Source organism: Psychrobacter sp. KH172YL61, from assembly GCF_007182895.1.
Lineage (GTDB): Bacteria > Pseudomonadota > Gammaproteobacteria > Pseudomonadales > Moraxellaceae > Psychrobacter > Psychrobacter pacificensis.
Genome location: NZ_AP019516.1, coordinates 1592637 through 1610920 on the forward strand (window position 1 = coordinate 1592637; position 18284 = coordinate 1610920).

General features: G+C 45.3%; 11 protein-coding genes and 6 pseudogenes. 10 read left to right on the forward strand and 7 right to left on the reverse strand.

Going from position 1 to position 18284, the window contains the following annotated elements:
* Nucleotides 1-2: 2 nt before the first annotated feature.
* Together acnD and PKHYL_RS08495 are read left to right on the forward strand one after the other, a co-directional pair.
* Nucleotides 3-2611 (forward strand): annotated as a pseudogene (gene acnD, locus PKHYL_RS08490) (Fe/S-dependent 2-methylisocitrate dehydratase AcnD); the annotation flags it as partial.
* Between the two features lie 201 nt (nt 2612-2812).
* Nucleotides 2813-3052 carry a type II toxin-antitoxin system Phd/YefM family antitoxin gene (locus PKHYL_RS08495; protein WP_093070906.1) on the forward strand — a complete coding sequence of 80 codons (240 nt, stop codon included), beginning with the start codon at nt 2813-2815 and terminating at the stop codon, nt 3050-3052.
* Between the two features lie 101 nt (nt 3053-3153).
* Here the strand turns inward: PKHYL_RS08495 and PKHYL_RS08500 are convergent, their stop codons facing one another.
* On the reverse strand, nt 3154-3999 hold the full coding sequence (locus PKHYL_RS08500; RefSeq protein WP_240364928.1) for a hypothetical protein: 846 nt from the start codon (nt 3997-3999) through the stop codon (nt 3154-3156).
* Nucleotides 4000-4068: 69 nt separating this feature from the next.
* On the opposite strand from PKHYL_RS08500, the pseudogene prpF reads away from it, so the two are divergent.
* From prpF to PKHYL_RS17480, 5 genes and pseudogenes are all read left to right on the forward strand, one after another.
* Nucleotides 4069-5303, forward strand: a pseudogene (gene prpF, locus PKHYL_RS08505) (2-methylaconitate cis-trans isomerase PrpF).
* 119 nt (nt 5304-5422) lie between these two features.
* A pseudogene (locus PKHYL_RS08510) lies at nt 5423-7194 on the forward strand (ABC transporter ATP-binding protein).
* 72 nt (nt 7195-7266) lie between these two features.
* Nucleotides 7267-7893 carry a GNAT family N-acetyltransferase gene (locus PKHYL_RS08515; protein ID WP_093070929.1) on the forward strand — a complete coding sequence of 209 codons (627 nt, stop codon included), beginning with the start codon at nt 7267-7269 and terminating at the stop codon, nt 7891-7893.
* 152 nt (nt 7894-8045) lie between these two features.
* On the forward strand, nt 8046-9095 hold the full coding sequence (gene prpD / locus PKHYL_RS08520) for a 2-methylcitrate dehydratase (protein ID WP_269778125.1): 1050 nt from the start codon (nt 8046-8048) through the stop codon (nt 9093-9095).
* Between the two features lie 26 nt (nt 9096-9121).
* Nucleotides 9122-9585, forward strand: a pseudogene (locus PKHYL_RS17480) (hypothetical protein).
* 39 nt (nt 9586-9624) lie between these two features.
* Here PKHYL_RS17480 and PKHYL_RS08525 read toward each other — a convergent pair.
* From PKHYL_RS08525 to PKHYL_RS08535, 3 genes are read right to left on the reverse strand one after another with little or no spacing between them, the layout of a single operon-like run.
* Nucleotides 9625-9864, reverse strand: coding sequence for a hypothetical protein (locus PKHYL_RS08525; protein ID WP_240364930.1), 240 nt, complete (start codon nt 9862-9864; stop codon nt 9625-9627).
* 41 nt (nt 9865-9905) lie between these two features.
* A complete protein-coding gene (locus tag PKHYL_RS08530; RefSeq protein ID WP_240364931.1) occupies nt 9906-10082 on the reverse strand; it encodes a hypothetical protein in 177 nt (58 codons plus the stop codon).
* Nucleotides 10069-10404, reverse strand: a complete 336-nt coding sequence (locus tag PKHYL_RS08535) for a KR domain-containing protein (RefSeq protein ID WP_240364932.1) — start codon at nt 10402-10404, stop codon at nt 10069-10071. Before PKHYL_RS08535 ends, PKHYL_RS08530 begins: the two co-directional genes overlap by 14 nt.
* A gap of 203 nt (nt 10405-10607) precedes the next feature.
* On the opposite strand from PKHYL_RS08535, the gene PKHYL_RS08540 reads away from it, so the two are divergent.
* The 3 genes and pseudogenes from PKHYL_RS08540 to PKHYL_RS08550 all read left to right on the forward strand — a co-directional run bounded on the left by PKHYL_RS08540 (nt 10608) and on the right by PKHYL_RS08550 (nt 14792).
* Nucleotides 10608-11996 (forward strand): DUF2868 domain-containing protein, encoded by a 1389-nt coding sequence (locus PKHYL_RS08540; protein WP_071001547.1) that lies wholly within the window; start codon nt 10608-10610, stop codon nt 11994-11996.
* 121 nt (nt 11997-12117) lie between these two features.
* A complete protein-coding gene (locus tag PKHYL_RS08545; protein WP_240364933.1) occupies nt 12118-13056 on the forward strand; it encodes a sterol desaturase family protein in 939 nt (312 codons plus the stop codon).
* Between the two features lie 417 nt (nt 13057-13473).
* A pseudogene (locus PKHYL_RS08550) lies at nt 13474-14792 on the forward strand (DUF3482 domain-containing protein).
* Nucleotides 14793-14948: 156 nt separating this feature from the next.
* Here PKHYL_RS08550 and PKHYL_RS08555 read toward each other — a convergent pair.
* From PKHYL_RS08555 to PKHYL_RS08565, 3 genes and pseudogenes are all read right to left on the reverse strand, one after another.
* Nucleotides 14949-15974 (reverse strand): ArsA family ATPase, encoded by a 1026-nt coding sequence (locus PKHYL_RS08555; RefSeq protein ID WP_240364934.1) that lies wholly within the window; start codon nt 15972-15974, stop codon nt 14949-14951.
* 52 nt (nt 15975-16026) lie between these two features.
* Nucleotides 16027-16338, reverse strand: a complete 312-nt coding sequence (locus PKHYL_RS08560; protein ID WP_093070887.1) for a cory-CC-star protein — start codon at nt 16336-16338, stop codon at nt 16027-16029.
* Between the two features lie 115 nt (nt 16339-16453).
* Nucleotides 16454-18135, reverse strand: a pseudogene (locus PKHYL_RS08565) (carbon starvation CstA family protein).
* Between the last annotated feature and the right edge of the window lie 149 nt (nt 18136-18284).

The window sequence follows — 18284 nt, forward strand, 5'->3', positions numbered from 1 at the left end:
TTCAAAAACCACTTCCTGATACTGACCTTTACTACTTTGACACTCGCGAAGCGGTCGAGCGCATCGAAGCAGGTGCTTATGACAAGCTACCGTTCTGCTCAAAAGTATTGTGTGAGAACCTAGTGCGCCGTTGCCCACCAGAGGATTTAACGGCAGCGTTAAAGCAGCATATCGAGGGTAAGCAAGATTTAGATTTTCCTTGGTACCCTGCCCGCGTCGTTTGTCATGATATCTTGGGTCAGACGGCCTTTGTTGATTTAGCAGGCTTGCGTGATGCCATCGCTGAGCAAGGCGGTGATCCGTCTAAGGTAAACCCTATCGTGCCCACTCAGCTGATCGTTGACCATTCATTGGCCGTTGAGCACGCAGGCTTTGAAGAAGACGCCTTTGAGAAAAACCGTGCGATTGAAGAGCGCCGTAACGATGACCGTTTTCACTTCATCAACTGGTGCCAGTATGCCTTTGACAATGTCAACGTCGTACCACCGGGTAACGGCATCATGCACCAGATCAACCTAGAGAAAATGTCACCTGTTGTACAAATCGTACACAATAAAGCGGGTGAAAAAGTCGCATTCGCTGATACGTTGGTCGGTACGGATAGCCACACGCCGATGGTCGATGCCCTAGGTGTGATCTCAATCGGTGTGGGCGGTCTAGAAGCCGAAAGCGTCATGCTAGGTAACCCCTCTTATATGCGCCTGCCTGATTATGTGGGTGTTAAATTAACAGGCAAGCTGCAAAAGGCATTACTGGTACGGATCTCGTACTGGCGATGACGGAGTTCTTGCGTGATGCAGGTGTGGTCTCTACCTATATTGAGTTCTTTGGTGACGGTGCACGCCAGCTAAGTGTCGGTGACCGCGCCTCTATCTCCAACATGACGCCTGAATATGGCGCCACTGCTGCGATGTTCTATATCGATGAGCAAACCATTGACTATCTACGTCTGACGGGTCGTTCTGAGGAACAGATTAAACTGGTTGAGCAGTATGCTAAGCAAACGGGTCTATGGGCTGATGGCATGGAAAAGCCGAATACGCACGCGTCCTTGAGTTTGATTTGTCATCAGTCGGTCGTAACATGGCAGGCCCGTCGCGTCCCCATGCCCGTGTATCTACTGATGATTTGGTAGCCAAAGGCATCGCCCACGCGCCTGATCAAAAACTCCCTGAACCAAAAGATGGTCTCATGCCAGATGGCGCAGTGATTATCGCGGCGATTACCAGCTGTACCAATACCTCAAATCCACGAAACATGGTGGCCGCAGGTCTTGTCGCTCGTAACGCGAATGCCAAAGGACTATTGCGTAAACCGTGGGTTAAGTCCTCACTCGCACCCGGCTCAAAAACGGTCAAAATGTATTTAGAAGAAGCAGGTCTAATGCCAGAGCTACAAGAAATCGGTTTTGATGTAGTAGGCTTTGCCTGTACGACGTGTAACGGTATGAGCGGTGCACTTGACCCTGACATCGAGCAAGAAATCATCGACAATGATTTGTTCACCACGGCAGTGCTATCTGGTAACCGTAACTTTGACGGTCGTATCCATCCGTATGCCAAGCAAGCATTTTTAGCATCGCCGCCACTGGTTATCGCTTATGCCATCGCTGGTAACATCCGTTTTGATATTGAAAAGACTCGTTGGGTAAAGACCAAGACGGCAATGATGTCTATCTAAAAGACATCTGGTTTGATGACGAAGAAGTGGATGCCATTGTTGCTTCTGCTGTTAAGCCTGTGCAGTTTAATGCCGTATATATCCCCATGTTTGATGAGGCCAAAAAGATACGGGCAAAGCGTTAAGCCCATTGTACGACTGGCGTGAAATGACCACGTATATTCGCCGTCCGCCGTATTGGGAAGGTCAAATGGCAGCGATGAACAAACTAAAAGGTATGCGTCCGCTTGCCGTATTAGGTGATAACATCACAACCGATCATATGTCGCCATCAAATGCTATTCTTGGTACGTCCGCAGCTGGCGAGTATTTGGACACTATGGGCTTGCCTGCCGAAGACTATAACTCATACGCGACCCATCGCGGCGACCATTTAACCGCGCAACGTGCCACCTTTGCCAACCCTAAACTATTGAACGAAATGGTACGCGATGAAGATGGTGAAGTTATCCAAGGCTCACTGGCGCGTGTTGAGCCAGAAGGTCAAGTCATGCGCATGTGGGAGGCGATTGAAACCTACATGAACCGTGAGCAGCCGCTGATCATCATCGCAGGTGATGGCTATGGTCAAGGCTCAAGCCGTGACTGGGCGGCCAAAGGCGTCCGTCTCGCTGGTGTGGAAGCGGTTGTCGCTGAAGACTTTGAGCGTATTCATCGTCAAAACCTCGTTGGTATGGGCGCACTACCCGTGCAGTTTGCGCCTGGTATCAACCGTGAGACGCTCAACATCGATGGTACAGAAATCTTCGATATCGAAGGAGATGTCTCTGCTGGCGGCGATATGACACTGGTCATTCATCGCAAAGACGGCAGTGTTGATAAAGCGCCTGTTATCTGCCGATTAGATACGGCTGATGAAGTAAAAATGTACAACGCTGGCGGTATGCTACAACGCTTTGCTAAAGAGTTCTTAGCGGGTGAAGTGGCCTAAGCGTTTTGAGCGTTTAAGATTTAGCTTGTAAGTAATACAGAGCCGATGTTGTATAGAGTGTCTATATGGCATCGGTTTTTTTAAGCTTATACTCTCTAACTATTTGAGTTTGGCGTAGGCTGGGTTTTTAACCCAGCATCACAATTTTGCAGAGTTACTATAGATTGTATTTTATTAAAATTTTATATTAAGAAAAATATTATGAAAGTTATCAGCTTTACAGACGCTAATAAAGACTTTAAAGCCGTTTTAGATACGGTGAATGATGGTACCGATGCAGTAGTCATAAATCGTCAAAACGATAATGATGCGGTTGTTATGTCGAGTGCTCATTACAATGGTTTGATGGAGACACTGTATTTATTAAAGTCATCTGCTAATGCTGCCCATTTGGCTAAATCTATTGAGCAATATCGGTCTAAAAGTCGCATCACTGACTAATGTAATAATAAAAATTCGTCAACGGAAAGTACTTTTAGTTTTAGGAGCCAACGAAAGCGTAACAGGCTTTCGTTTTTGCCTAAATTTGTAATCCTCTGAAATTATATAGTCAAAGTGCCAAGCAGTTCCAGCATGAGCTGCATCACGCATAGAGGCAGCGTGGAAACCTTTTTTATTAGTATCGTTTTGGAACTTATCAGAATAATAACCGATCCAATTAAGGAAGTTAAAAAGAATTCAATCTTAGTTTCTATATTATTTGCATCAAATTGAAATATATTTATGAAGTGAGGGTCATAATCACACAAAGCTTTAATGATAACGAACATAGCTTGTTCAGGTTCTATTGACTTAATTTCAGTATCTATTTTGATACATTCTCTAAAATTAACTGGATCAAAATCTGGCAGCTCATTGCTCATGCTAGAAAAATAATTGATTGTAAATTCGACTGCTTTTTTTGAAAAATATTTATTTGCTTTCCTCAGAATGGGTATTTTATTATCTAAGTATGAGAAAGGTATACTGACAGCTTCGCCAAGCATACTATTAAAACTATCTTTGGTAGTTATTCCAATATCTATACCATTGATTCTTTTAATAAATTTTTCCTTACTAGTGTGAAGACTTCTAGAAAACTTACCTTCATGCACTTTGACAAAATTTTTATATATAACATTCACATTGTGTTCATTGGGTGTGAACAGCCTGTCCCAATAAATTGCGTTTAGTAGCTTGAGAGCTTTTAGGTGTTCATCTATATAAATATCGTTATCTATATTATAGATTTCCATTAAAGTTACACGTGAGTAAACTACGGTGTATTTATTAGAAGTCAATAGTTTTAATATTTGGATATACTTCAAATCATTTGTATAAAGCTTATCAACTCTTAACTCTGTTAAAACATTTTGATCTAAATAGATTGTTTTCTTAGTTTCAACCATAGTTAAATCACTTCAATATAATTAAATAATTAATATCACTATTGTAACATCATTAAAAGGACTCTCAAAATGACCAAATCAAAATTTGCCCCGCAAATCCCCGTCCCTGCCACCTATATGCGCGGCGGTACCTCAAAGGGTACGTTTTTTAAATTATCTGATTTACCTGAGCGATGCCAAGTTGCTGGCGAGTCACGTGATAAGTTTTTGCTGCGCGTCGTCGGTAGCCCAGATCCTTACGGTAAGCAGATCGATGGCTTAGGCAATGGCAGCTCTAGTACCTCAAAGACCGTTATCTTATCGGCCTCAGACAGACCAGATCATGACGTGAATTATCTGTTTGGACAAGTTAATATCGCAAAGCCCATGATTGATTGGGCGGGTAACTGTGGTAACTTAACTGCAGCCGTCGGTGCCTGTGCCATTAATATGGGTCTAGTTGATGCCGACAAAATTGCTAATAGTATCGATGACAATGCTGAAAGTGGAATTTGTGAAGTGCGTATCTGGCAAGAAAATATTGGTAAAACCATTATTGCCCATGTGCCAGTCTATAAAGATGCAAATGACAAAGTACAGGTTCAAGAGACGGGCGATTTTGAATTAGACGGTGTCACCTTCCCAGCAGCTGAAGTCAAAATTGAGTTTATCGATCCGGTTGATGCCACCAGCGACATGTTCCCGACGGGCAATTTGGTCGATGATTTCGATGTATCAGGCTGCGGTCTAAATGCTGATAGCATCAAAGCGACCTTCATTAGTGCAGGTATCCCAACCATCTTTATAAACGCAGAAGATTTGGGCTTTACGGGTACTGAGCTACAAGGCGACATTAATAGTGATAGTGAGCTACTTACCAAGCTTGAAAAATCCGTGCCACAGGCGGCGTGGCGATGGGATTATTTAAAGATGTGAGCGAGGCGCAAACCAGCCAACACATTCCTAAAATCGCATGGGTTGGTAACGCACAGAGCTATAGCGCCTCTAGTGGTAAATCGGTCGATGCAGACGAGATTGATCTAGTCGTCCGTGCCATGAGTATGGGTCAACTGCATCACGCCATGATGGGGACAGCAGCAGTCGCTATTGCTGCAGCAGCAACCACGCAAGGCACGCTTGTTAACAAAGCTGCTGGTGGTGGCGACTTGTCAGAGGTACGTTTTGGTCATCCATCAGGGACATTGCTCGTTGGCGGAAAAACCGAACTGGTCGATGGGCGCTGGCAAGCCAAAAAAGTGTCGATGAGTCGTTCAGCAAGGCGTATCATGGTTGGTGAAGTTTTTGTGCCTGCGGATGCATTTTAAGCGTCGTCATGGCTTATTTCAATTTGTGATAGAGTTTTATGCCGACATCTCCCCAACCTCGCCGCGCACAGTTAGACAAAAAACCGCCAGTCGAGAAAAAAAGAACGGCGGGCGCTGCTGTGGGATATCCTCAAAAACTGGCGGTATTTGCTAAGCCTTATCGCTTACTTATTATCGCCACCTTAGCGCTGACTGCTCTAGGCTCCTTTACCGCGCAGGTCAATGCTTTTGTGTTGCGTTATGCTGTCGATACTTTGACTGAGATTGCCACGCTTGCCGAGCCATGGCAGGCAGGTCTGCGTATGCTGACCATTATCAGTGCGGTACTCTTAACCAAAGAGATATTATCGATATTCATCTCGTTTGGGCAAAGCTTCTTCGGCGAAAAGATTCGTATCAATCTATCACGTGATTTATCGCAAAAAATCATTGAGCGCATCTTGACCTATCGGATGGCATTTTATACCAGTAGCGAAAACGACAGCGGCAAGTTGCAAACCCGTATTGATTATGGCGTCAGCAGCTTAACCAGTTTAGTGCAAAACTTCTTTATCGATATGCTACCGCTGTTTGCCAATGCAATCGTGGCGCTTATCATCATGTTTTCGACCAATTTTTGGATAGGCTTGGTCGGTCTTATTATCATTCCCATTTACTTTTCATCAGCCAAAAACAAGCCAAGCGCCTACAAGGGTTTCGTCGGCAAATGCGCGGGTTTCGCGAAGCCAAAAGCGGACTGGTTATCTCGCTTATCAACTCAATTAGTGTGGTGAAATCCTTTGTCCGTGAGTCGATAGAAGCAGAAAAGCACTTAGCCATTCAAAAGGAAATGACCGATAATCAGCTGCGTATTCGCAGTATTGGTTTTGTTTATGATGCCATCAAAACCTTTATCGAGCAGATTGGTGTGGTGGTTATTATCTTGCTCACCGCGTATTTTGTCCTACAAGGTGAGATGACCATTGGTATGATTTTGTTTCATGTCATGCTGTTTCAAAATGTCGCCGCCCCTATCCGTCAATTACACCGCATCTACGACCAGATAAATAATGCATTGACCTATGCCGAAGGTTTTTTTGATATTTTAGAAGATGACAGCCAAGTCGAGAGCATCGCTGGTATCAGTAGCGACAACCTAAAAGGTCATATCGAGCTTAAACATGTCGACTTTACTTATCCGAATGGGACGCAAGCGCTCAAAGACGTCAGCTTCACTATTAGGCCCAACCGTATCACGGCGCTGGTTGGCCTCTCTGGCGCTGGCAAGAGCACGATTATCAATCTATTGGTCAAATTCTACGCCCCAGACGCTGGCACGATCTGCCTAGACGGGCATGATTTGGCTGACTGTGATACTCATGAGCTGCGTCAAAACATTGGTCTGGTGCTACAAAGCAATCATATATTTTCGGGCACGATCAGTGAAAATATCCGCTATGGCGATATGAACGCTAGCATTGATGACATCATTGCAGCGGCAAAAAAAGCTTCGATACACGATCAAATTATGGGGTTAGCTGATGGCTACGAGAGTACTGCCAAGTCGTTATCAGGTGGGCAGCAGCAGCGTATCGCGCTGGCAAGGATGTTTTTAAAAGATCCACCGATTGTGTTTTTGGACGAGCCGACCGCCAGTCTCGATGCTATCGCCAGTCAGCAAGTCAAAAAAAGCCTTGATCTGATCAAAAAAGATCGTACCGTTATTATGGTTTCGCACAATATTGCTCAGATTATCGACGCCGATGATCTGGTAGTCATAGAGAATGGCGAAGTGGTTGAGACAGGTACCCATGAGGTACTTTATGCCCAACGCGGCAAATACTTTGAGATATTTAGTGCCATGTCTGATAGCTTAAATTTAGACAAAATCAGTCAGACCCTACAGGGTTAGGGAATGGTTAATGACTGCCTAAATCGTTATAATGCCCCTATTTTACCGCCTATTGCCAGAAGCTTGCCCATTATGAATTGTGAATTTTCTATCAAAACCTTTGATGAGCTGACCTCAGTTGACCTTTACCATATCCTAAAAGCACGCTCGCAAGTGTTCGTCGTCGAACAAAACTGTGCTTATCAAGATATGGATGAGGTCGATTTTGATTGCTTGCATTTGATTGCTCATCAAAACGCTGCATTGGTCGGATATTGCCGTATCATTCCACCTGAATTCAATAAACTAAAATCCAATCTATCGGTCGCCGACCCAGCCGCGAAGACCAACCACACTGCCATGCCTGCCATCGGTAGAGTGCTTGTGTTATCAGAGCACAGAGGTGATGGCCTAGCGCGGCAAATAATGACGCAAGCTATTGCTCATTGCCGCAAAAAATACGGTAAAAAGCGTCCGATTATTATCTCGGCACAGGCCTACCTGCTCAGTTTTTATGAGTCTTTGGGTTTTGTACCTGAAGGTGAGCATTATCTTGAAGATAATATTGAGCACGTGAAGATGGTGCTATACGTTGCTAAGAAAAACAAAGTAAGAAAAGAAAGTGTGGATACTGCGTCAACCACAACCAAAGTTTTAAGCTTCCTGCTGTTTATTATAGCAGCGCTGTTTATTTTAGGTCTGCTCTATTTGATGATTTAAACGGCCTACAAAGTTTTACTTCTTAACACGATTCAGTCTGGTTGTTCCATATTGAGTATGCTACTTTTGAATGATAACCGCTTTAAAAGGATGACTGCGAGCATGGGTCAACAAAGCGAAAAGTTAGCACACTCAAGGAAGAGGAAACAACCATGTCAAATACCCATTCAGATACAGCCCATTCAAATACAAATGAGGCAACGGTAGAGAGCAATATCCGTCCAGAATATGACGATGAAATCCAAAAAATCGCCGATTATGTGCTCAATTATTCCATAGATAACGAGTCACCAAGCCCCACTGATGCATGGCGTACTGCTCGCCACTGTCTCATGGATACCATCGGCTGCGGACTACTGGCACTGCGCTTCCCTGAGTGTACCAAGCACTTGGGGCCTGATTGCCCTGATCAAATAACGCCGCATGGCGCTCGCGTCCCTGGCACATCCTATAGACTAGACCCCATCAAAGCCGCTTTTGACATCGGCTGTATGGTACGCTGGCTTGACTATAATGATACGTGGCTCGCTGCTGAGTGGGGTCATCCGTCTGATAACTTGGGCGGCATCTTGGCGGTCACCGACTATATCAGTCAAAAAAACATCAGCCAAGGGCAAGCACCTCTGACCATGAAAGCCGTGCTCGAGGCGATGATCATGGCGCATGAAATTCAAGGCGTCATGGCACTCGAAAACTCATTCAACCGCGTGGGTCTTGATCATGTGTTTTTGGTAAAATTAGCCTCAACTGCGGTCGTCGCCAAACTATATCAGCTGCCACGCGAGCGCATCATGGCCGCCATCTCACAAGCCATTGTCGATGGTCAGGCACTGCGCACCTATCGTCATGCACCCAACGCGGGCAGCCGAAAATCATGGGCGGCAGGTGATGCAACCAGCCGCGCGGTTCGGCTGGTAGATATCACTGCACGTGGTGAAATGGGTATCCCTGGCGCACTAACCGCACCGCAATGGGGGTTTTATGATGTGCTGTTTAGCCATACCAATAAGGATCTTGCGACCAAACCCGAAGACGAGCGTCGATTTACCTTTCAACGTGACTTTGGCAGTTATGTGATGGAGAATATCTTATTTAAAATCAGCTTTCCCGCTGAATTTCATGCGCAGACTGCTTGTGAAGCGGCGGTTATTTTGCACCCACATGTGAGAGGTCGAATTGATGAGATCGAAAAATTGTTCTAACCACGCATGATTCAGCAATTCGCATCATCTCAAAAGAGGGCGCGCTTGCTAACCCAGCTGATCGGGATCACTGCTTACAATATATGGTGGCTGTTCCCTTATTGACAGGCGATCTGATGGCGGAGAACTATGAAGATGACTATCATGAAGAGCATTTATCAATCGATGAGCTACGCGAAAAATGGTGGTAGAAGAAGACGCACAGTATTCAAAAGATTACCATGACCCCAGTAAGCGCTCTATTGCCAATGCCATTCAAATATTCTTCAAAGATGGTAGTAGCACAGAAAAAGTCGCCATCGAGTATCCTATCGGTCATAAACGCCGCCGTGCCGAGGGCATTCCTATACTTGAGGCAAAGTTCCGAGCCAGTCTGGCCACCCGCTTTATCGACAGTCGTTGTCAGCAAATCATTGAGCTGTGTAACGATCAAGAAAAATTGGAGCAAACGCCAGTGAATGAGTTTATGGACTTATTTATGGCTTACTAATGACTCAGTGACTAATATCTCATTCTGTTGACGTATTGACTACCAAGGTATCGACTCTCCTGCCCAATCGACAAAACTGCCTGATTGGGCAGCCTTCATCCCTGATAGCACTTCCAATAAACACTCGGCGCTATACGCTGGCGAGAATAGATGTCCTTCAGCGACATTGCCTTGAAACGGCGCGGACAGTTGAGTATTCACGGTTCCCGGTTGCATAACGACTACGCACACCTCTTTGAGTGATCGGCCCCATTCGATACTCAAGTTTTTCATCCCCATATTGAGCGCCGCCTTGCTCATTCTATAACTATACCAGCCGCCTAGCTGATTGTCCGTGATACTACCGACACGAGCTGATATGGTCGCAAAATAGCTGGATGCTCAGCGCTGCGTTCAGCTTTGGCGAGCAACGGTTTGATATGCTTGGCTATCAGCAAGCTTGCTAGTGCATTGATTTGCATGTTCTGTAAAAAGAACTCCGTTTCAATCTGCCTCAAGGCCTTTTCTGGCTGCGCCGTCTTGGTATGGAGTAATCCCACGCAGTTGATTACCCAATCGACATGACCCATTGTCTGCTTGATGGTGTCGGCCGCTTTTTTGGATGCTGTCTTCGTCACTGATATTCATGGGTATCCAGTGTAGATTTTCTGCTTCAAAGTTCGGCTCACTGCGATGATAAGTGGCGAATACTTGTGTACTATGTCTTTTAGCAGATGCGCCGTCAGTTTGATCGGCAGCTGACTCTTGTACCAGCTGCTTGACCATGGCCTGACCAATACCGCCCGTTCCGCCGATGATAAGATAGGTTTTATTATTCATATGCTACCCTCACTCTTTTTATACAGCTCTTAGCACGTGTTGGTTTGTTTATTCATTTTGGCTGATTTTACGAGTGTTTACTATGATAAAAATCATAGACATTATTCTCATTCTATATACGCTACAATACTTTTTAGCGATTAAACCCGCATTTTTGCTTTCCATTATTTATATTGACGTTCTTATACGGATATCAGCGCCTTATGCTATCACCCCAAGACCAACTGACCGAGCTAGTACGTGCCTTAGAGACTGATCAGCACGTCTTTGCCACTGACCCGTTACTGATCACGGAAAAGCTACAGAGTGAGGATGGCACACCTATCCAAAAGCTGCATCGACGGGCCTCACGCATCGATAGCAATGGCGCGCTTGCGCGGGTACTGGGCAAAATAGATGGCCGCATAAAAGGCATCATGATCGTCATGAGTGTGGTGTGGTGCATCTCGGGATTTTTGGGACTGTTCACGCTATTGCAGTCCAATGTGGTGAACTTCTTTTATGTCTTGGTTTGCTTGCTTGGTTTTCATACTATTATGCTTGGTGGCTGGCTGGTGATGACACTCATCAATCGAGACCAGCGAGACCAGCAAGCGCCCAGTTGGTTTGCCAGCTTTGTCAGTCCCAGCTATCTCATACGCGGCAAAGACGATGTGACCAAAGCGGCCGTCGATCTGTATGAGCGCCAATTACAGCATAGCGGTATGCGCTGGTATTTGGGCCGGTTTAGCCATCAGTTATGGCTTGCGACGTTGACTGGCATGCTGCTTGCGATTATATTTTTATTGATTGTGCGTCAGTATAGCTTTAGCTGGGAGTCGACCCTACTCTCTGATCAGGCGCTGGTGAGCTTAACGCAAATACTCGGCTGGCTACCAGGCATGGTTGGTTTTGATGTGCCAGATAGTACAGCGATTGCGCAAAGCAGGTTGGTCACAGAAGCGATGCCATTGTCTGTGGCGCGGCAGTGGGCAGGATTGCTAGTCGGTAGCTTGCTGATGTACGGTATTGTCCCGCGTGCGATAGCGTGGGTATTTTGTGCTTTGATGTTCCGCCGCAAAAAAATGCGCTTGGATATCAAGCAACCGTATTATCAAAAGATCATAAATTTTTGGCAGCGTCAGGTGGTTGATGCAGATGACTTTACGGAAGCACCCGCACCTGTCGCGCCCAAAGCGGCGGTAAGTGCAGGCAAGAAACTGGTCGCCTTGCTTGAATATCCTTCAAATCAGGATAAATGGTGGCAGTCAGGGTTGACTAATGACCGTCATGATTTTTCAGAATCAAGTGAGATTGAGAATTTTGGTATCGTTGATGATCGTGAGGATATGGCACGGCTAAAAAACTACTTAGACGAGCACCCTGTGCAAGTCCTATTAGGTATCCATAGCAAAGCGCTGCCTGACCGCGGTACGCTACGCAAACTTGATCAAATCGCCGCTCATGCAAAAGATGGTCTTATTGTACAGCTGCTTAGTGATGCTGATTTGACACATGAGGATGAACCAGTGGATAAGCAAGCTGTACGCTATCAGCAGTGGCAAACAGCGCTCTCTGCGCGAAAAATTGGCTTGGTAGATATTGATTCTTAAAGTTTTTGAATGCGATACTTAATAAAAATTATTTTTATAAAAAGGACAAAATAAATCAGTAATATAGAAAATAGTTATCTCTTGGGTAACAAGGATGTTTTATAGTGGCTAGGAGCCAAATATGTCAACAGACAACACCCTCTTAACATCAGGTGAGTATGGTCAGATATTGGATAATTACAAAGAGGCGTTAAACCAAAGTATCTTAACCGCTGCACCAGAGTCATGGCAGCCAATGCTGGCAAGTATCTTACCTGCTCACTGGCAAGAATGGCTGTTACCGCTAGCTGGTGGCCCATTTTTCTTATTGTTTTTGGCAGAGTGGTTTTATCAGTCTAAGCGTGGGAAAAATGAAAGCTTTAGCTGGCGCCGTGCGATGACCAATTTTAGCTTGGGCGGCTCTTATCTCGGATTTGAATTGATTGTCCAAGCACTTATTGTGCTGCCTATTTGCCTGTGGCTATATCAATACCGACTGTTCACTATTGAGGTGAAATGGCTGACAGCCATACCCATATTTGTCGCGGTTGAGTTCAGCTATTACTGGTTTCACCGTGCCTCACACCGCATGAATTGGTTTTGGTCAGCGCATGTCGTGCACCATTCAGATGATAAGATGAACCTATCCACTGCCATGCGTCAAAGCTTGCTGTACTCGGTGACAGGCTGGTGGTTATTTTTCGTCCCGCTGATGTTGTTGGGTGTGCATCCTATCTGGGTATTTTTCTTTTATGCGTTAGATTTGATTTATCAGTTCTTTATCCATACCGAGACGGTGGGAAAATTTCCAAAATGGGTTGAGTATATTTTTGACACCCCATCCAACCACCGCGCCCATCATGGTACTAATGACGAATATATTGACCAAAATTATGGCGGCGTTCTTATTATTTTTGATCGCTGGTTTGGCACTTATGTAGAAGAAGACGCCGTCAATAATCCCGTCAAATATGGGGCTGTTGGTGAGACCAGTCACGATAATATTATTGGTCTGATATTTGGGGTGTTTTACCGAATGTGGCAGCGGTTTTTCGTGCCAAGGGCATTAAGAAAAAATTAAGGTACTGCTGCGCCCACCTACAGCAATCTCATAGCGTATCATGGATACATAAAATACAGTTTACGATATGGACACTACGCATCCAGAACCAACATACCACCAAATTTGTATTACAATAAATGGCTAAATTTCGATCTTCAATAACAATAAGACGCGACTATGAATAATGACAATAAAAAAGAAAATTACGAGCATCACACGCCTACAGGTCTTTTTTGCAGACAAGGCGTTGCCCAGCGACTCAAATAATAACGCCAAGACCTCGCATTCGACAGTGTCAAAAACGGCCGCCCAGTCTAGGGTAACTCATGATAATCAATCCATATCAACTGAATCAGTACCGCCAGCTACAACCACAAAAAACCAAAATGTGACAAAAAAACCATCGCCAGTGGTGAGGCGCTAAAATTGGCGGTCGTGGGACACACCAATACCGGTAAGACCTCCATATTGCGCACGTTACTGCGTGATGTCTATTTTGGTGAAGTCAAAAATGAAGCGGCGACCACGCGTCACGTCGAGCAAGCCAAACTCACAGATAGCCAAACCGGTGAAGACTTGGTCATACTATATGATACCCCTGGCCTAGAGGACGCTTCAGGGCTGATGGATTGGCTAGAATACAATACGGCCAGTCGCCGTGATGGTATTGAGCGTTTGAAGCAGTTTTTGGCATCAGATATCGCTCAAGGTGCAGATAGCAGTGTTCTAGACAGCTATGATTATAGCCAAGAAGCAAAAGTGATTCGTCAGCTGCTGGCAAGTGATATGGCCATCTATGTGGTAGATGCTCGTGAGCCAGTATTGGGCAAGTATAAAGATGAGCTGGCGATTTTATCGTGGGCAGCCATTCCGGTGATGCCTGTCTTTAACTTTACCGACAGTCAGAATGCCAATATTGATGATTGGCAAACCATGCTGGCTAGACGCAATCTACATATCTCCACACGTTTTGATTCCGTTGCTTTTGAATTTGAAGATGAGATGCATCTTTGGCAAAACCTCGCCACCATGCTCACTCATTCTGAGATGCTCGAGCAATTGATGCAGCGCCGGACTGAAGATTGGGCGCAGTTGTATGATGAGGCCAATATTATTATTGCTGACTTTTTATTGAATGTCGCTTCTTTTGTACGCGAGATCAATGAAGATGACGATCCGATGCCTGTCTTAGCGCAAATGCAAGAAGCGGTGAGGCAAAGTGAGCGTGCGATGCAGCACAATTTACTTAACCTCTATAAGTTTTATGACAATGCCGTTGCAGCAACCCCGCTTGAATTGCAAGCCTATCAGCAAGACCCATTCGACCCTGAGTTACTCAAGAGCTATGGTATCCGTACCACTTCTGGCGCAGCAGCGGGTGCGCTGTTAGGGTTGGTATTGATGCAGCAGCGCTAGGTACGACATTGGGCTTGGGTGCAGCGATAGGTGGTATCGCAGGCGGGTTACTATCTAACACCAGTAGTATTGCCGATAGGATCACTGGGGTAAAACGCTTATATATCGATCCTGCGACGTTGACATTGCTAGCAACGCGAGCGATCGACTTGCTCACTGCCCTACGCCATCGCGGCCATGCTGCGACTGATGCCACCAGCTATTATATAAAGGCGAGAAAAGCAGCCTTGAGACATCGTCAGATGATGGTAGTTACCACAATGATAGCAACAGCAATACTGATGAAGATAGCAACCCGATTACCGTATGGCCTGCGAATAAATTACCTAGTGAGCTAAAAAAGGCTCGCGGCAAACCGCAATGGTCATCGCTTAGCAGTGGTAAGTCTGAACAGGCGCAGCTGCTGCGCGCAGATATGGCATGGTCGCTATCGGGTAAGCTGCAATCGTACAAGCGTGAGTCGTAGTTATTTACCGTTCTATCGTTTGCTGCATCTAGCCTAGCAATGTACTCAATGCCTCTGTGCCACGTACGTCTGTTTGCTGCAGATAAATTGGATACAGCGGATATTTAGAAAAATTGTTTTCAATATCCTGCAGCAAATCCTGCTGACGCTCAGCACGGCGGCGCCAAAACTCATCCGACTGCGTTGTTGATATCAACTGATTGACTACTATTGCTGCGGGCGTGAGCTTGCTGTCCTCTAGCTGTTCGATAGCCCGTTTGGTCTCAGCCAACGGCAACACGTCAGCCGTCATAACCAACATAATTGCTGTTTGTGTACGATCATGCAGCAGCAGTCCTGCTTGACGAAACAACTGCTTGCGCTTTTCTAGCACGGATACCGCTTGCTCCCAGCGATCAGGCTTTTTTTGCGGCAAACGGATTGGCCACATGGTTCTTTTGAGCGCTATCCGTTTGACTGCTTTTTGATTGTGACTGTCCAAATGCGTCGCTACTGAGCGCAGCTTGGCTTGCCGTCGTTGCTGAGCAAGCAGTCCATCTGTCCATGCACCCATCATCTCTGGTAGTACTAGCAACCGTAGCGTATGCCCTGTCGGTGCAGTATCAAAGATAATATGCTCATAGCCTGCATCTGCCGCTTCGACTAAATGCTGGCACATGGATTCGAGCATCGCTGCTTCTTGGGCACCGGGTGCTGATTTTGATAGTCTCAGATGCTCACGAATTTTGGGCATCATATCTGGATTGGCATAGGAATTAATCGTACGCTCAACTTGAGAAAAGTGCTCGTCAACGATTACATCAGGATTTAACTCAATGGCATCTAAATAAGGTGATATTGCTGTTTTTGCGTTATTAAGCTGTGTATCCAACACGTCGCCCAAGCTGTGTGCTGGATCGGTTGAGACAATCAGCGTCTTTTGCTGCTGGCTTGCGTAATAACTGGCAAGTGCGGCGGCAGTCGTGGTTTTTCCCACACCGCCCTTACCGCCAATAAATATAATCGGTTGTGCTTTTAGTTGTTCTACTAATGTATGTAGAGGATGTAATGCCATATTTTTATCTCATTTCTTATATTATTTTTATTTTTCAATCATAAATAAACGATTAGCAGCAGCCAACATGGTCAAATGGGCATCTATCCATACCCATGCGCGTGTGCCACTCGTGAAAGTTTTCTAAAAATAACGGCTGTAACTCTAAGGTATAAAAGCTGGCAGGATTATCAATGCCTAAGCTTTCAGCAAACATCAGCAGCATAAAGAAATCTTCTTCATCACGGGCAGCACGTGCCATCGTTTGGCGATAAGGTGCATGATAAAACTCATTGAGTCCTGCCACAAATCGTTGCCACCATGGTTGAGTACTCTCTGGTGGTTGGGCGTTTTCTATATCATTTGATGTGTTTTTATTTTCCATAATTCGCTTATACCCTACTTATTTCTTATTACCTATCATGCCTATGTGATACAAAAAACGCCAGCAATTGCTGCTAGCGTTTTTAAGTTGATAAATATTTAGTATGGTTTAGCGTTTAAATGTCACCGCTTTTGCCTTTGTGTATCGACCATTCTTTGCGTAATACAGACAGACTCTCAAACGTTACTAAGATGGTTGCTATCAAGATAATGATATCCATAATGATAAGCAGCCAATTGCCATCAGTGAAGAAAGTTTTGAGCTGAATAAGTAGTGCAAATACCGTCATGACTAGCAAGAACGACAATGGCGCTAAAGTGTACCAAACTGTTCTGCCTTTACGTAACAAGATAACCGTTACGATCATTAGTGTTAACGCCGCCATTAGCTGATTAGTCGTACCAAATAGTGGCCAGATAATCATACCACCAGCACCATCAATACCGCCCGCGCCGAATGCTAATAGCAAGCAGCTGCCGACAGCAAGCAATGTTGCGACCACGCTTTTATTGAGGACTGGCAGGTTATAAAACTCACCGAACTCTTGGAAAATATAGCGTTGCAGGCGTACACCAGTATCCATAGTGGTACCTGCAAACAAGGCAGCCATGACCGTAAGCATCGTCTGTGATAGTACCATGTCAATGCCAACACCCGCATTTAATATGGTCGCACCACCATCAATGAAGGCACCGATAGAACCGTCGCCAAATTTTTGATAGACCGCTTGCCAATCACCAAGGGTAGCAAAACCTGCGGTTGCTGCTAGAATTGCGCCGAGTGCCAGCATACCTTCACCTAGCGCACCAAAATAACCAACGAAACGCGTGTCTTCTTCTTTATCAATCTGCTTAGACGTCGTCCCTGTCGCAACCAATCCGTGGAATCCTGATATCGCCCCACAAGCAATCGTCACAAACAACAGCGGCATTATTGATGGCGTGCCAACTGGCAGTGCTGTGTTTATTGCTGGCGCGACAATATTTGGCGTGCCGATAAAGATAGCTGCATACAATAAAATCAAACCAACGAACAGCTGCAAACCATTAATATAATCACGAGGTTGCAGCAGCATCCATACGGGCAACAACGAAGCAATCGCCGCATAGGCGAATAAAATAAGAATCCATACAGCGTTATCAGGTAAGCCCATTACGGTCTCAGGTAACACAATCGGGAACATAGGGCCAAGATAGATCAGCCCATATAAAGCGCTTACCCCGAGAATAGATACCCAAACCAAATTCATCTTGTAGCGATAAATACACTGACCGATGATAAAGGCAACCACTAAGGCGCCCCAAACAGGCAGTACAGCAGATGGCGTTTTGATCATCATATTAGCGATAGCAACACCAAACACCGCGTTGACCATCAATAGTAATAAGAAAATCACAACCATCATCAAACTGCGGACACGTGTGCCCATGACTGTACCCGCAATAGAGCCAATTGACTGTCCCCTATTGCGCATACTTGCCCAAATGGCCGACATATCATGTACACCAGCCATAAAAATCGTACCGAGCACCACCCAAATGATGGCAGGTACCCAGCCCCAAATAACCGCAATTGCGGGACCGATAATCGGTGCAGCGCCTGCCACCGAGGTAAAATGGTGCCCCATAGTACATATTTATTGGTAGGAACATAATCGACCCCATCTTTCATCGTATGCGCTGGCGTGGGGCGACTGTTATCCAATGCTAAAACTTTAGTAGCAATGAATTTTGAGTAAAACACGTAGCCACAAAGCATAGCAGCAACGCCGAATATCAGTACAATAGCACTATTCATCTTATCTCTCCCTAGACAAGTAGTAGGTAGTCTTATAAGTTCAAGCTTTTTAAATCAAAATATAAAAAATATGCTAAATTAGTGTGCAGCGAGTCATTCATATAAACCGACCCGTCACCGAATAAATTGTAAAAATCATGTGTGATAAA

Coding starts and splice junctions, on each gene's coding strand:
- PKHYL_RS08495 (WP_093070906.1), top strand. CDS start 2,813: ATGAAAGTTATCAGCTTTACAGACGCTAATAAAGACTTTAAAGCCGTT.
- PKHYL_RS08500 (WP_240364928.1), bottom strand. CDS start 3,999: ATGGTTGAAACTAAGAAAACAATCTATTTAGATCAAAATGTTTTAACA.
- PKHYL_RS08515 (WP_093070929.1), top strand. CDS start 7,267: ATGAATTGTGAATTTTCTATCAAAACCTTTGATGAGCTGACCTCAGTT.
- prpD (WP_269778125.1), top strand. CDS start 8,046: ATGTCAAATACCCATTCAGATACAGCCCATTCAAATACAAATGAGGCA.
- PKHYL_RS08525 (WP_240364930.1), bottom strand. CDS start 9,864: ATGGGGATGAAAAACTTGAGTATCGAATGGGGCCGATCACTCAAAGAG.
- PKHYL_RS08535 (WP_240364932.1), bottom strand. CDS start 10,404: ATGAATAATAAAACCTATCTTATCATCGGCGGAACGGGCGGTATTGGT.
- PKHYL_RS08540 (WP_071001547.1), top strand. CDS start 10,608: ATGCTATCACCCCAAGACCAACTGACCGAGCTAGTACGTGCCTTAGAG.
- PKHYL_RS08545 (WP_240364933.1), top strand. CDS start 12,118: ATGTCAACAGACAACACCCTCTTAACATCAGGTGAGTATGGTCAGATA.
- PKHYL_RS08555 (WP_240364934.1), bottom strand. CDS start 15,974: ATGGCATTACATCCTCTACATACATTAGTAGAACAACTAAAAGCACAA.
- PKHYL_RS08560 (WP_093070887.1), bottom strand. CDS start 16,338: ATGGAAAATAAAAACACATCAAATGATATAGAAAACGCCCAACCACCA.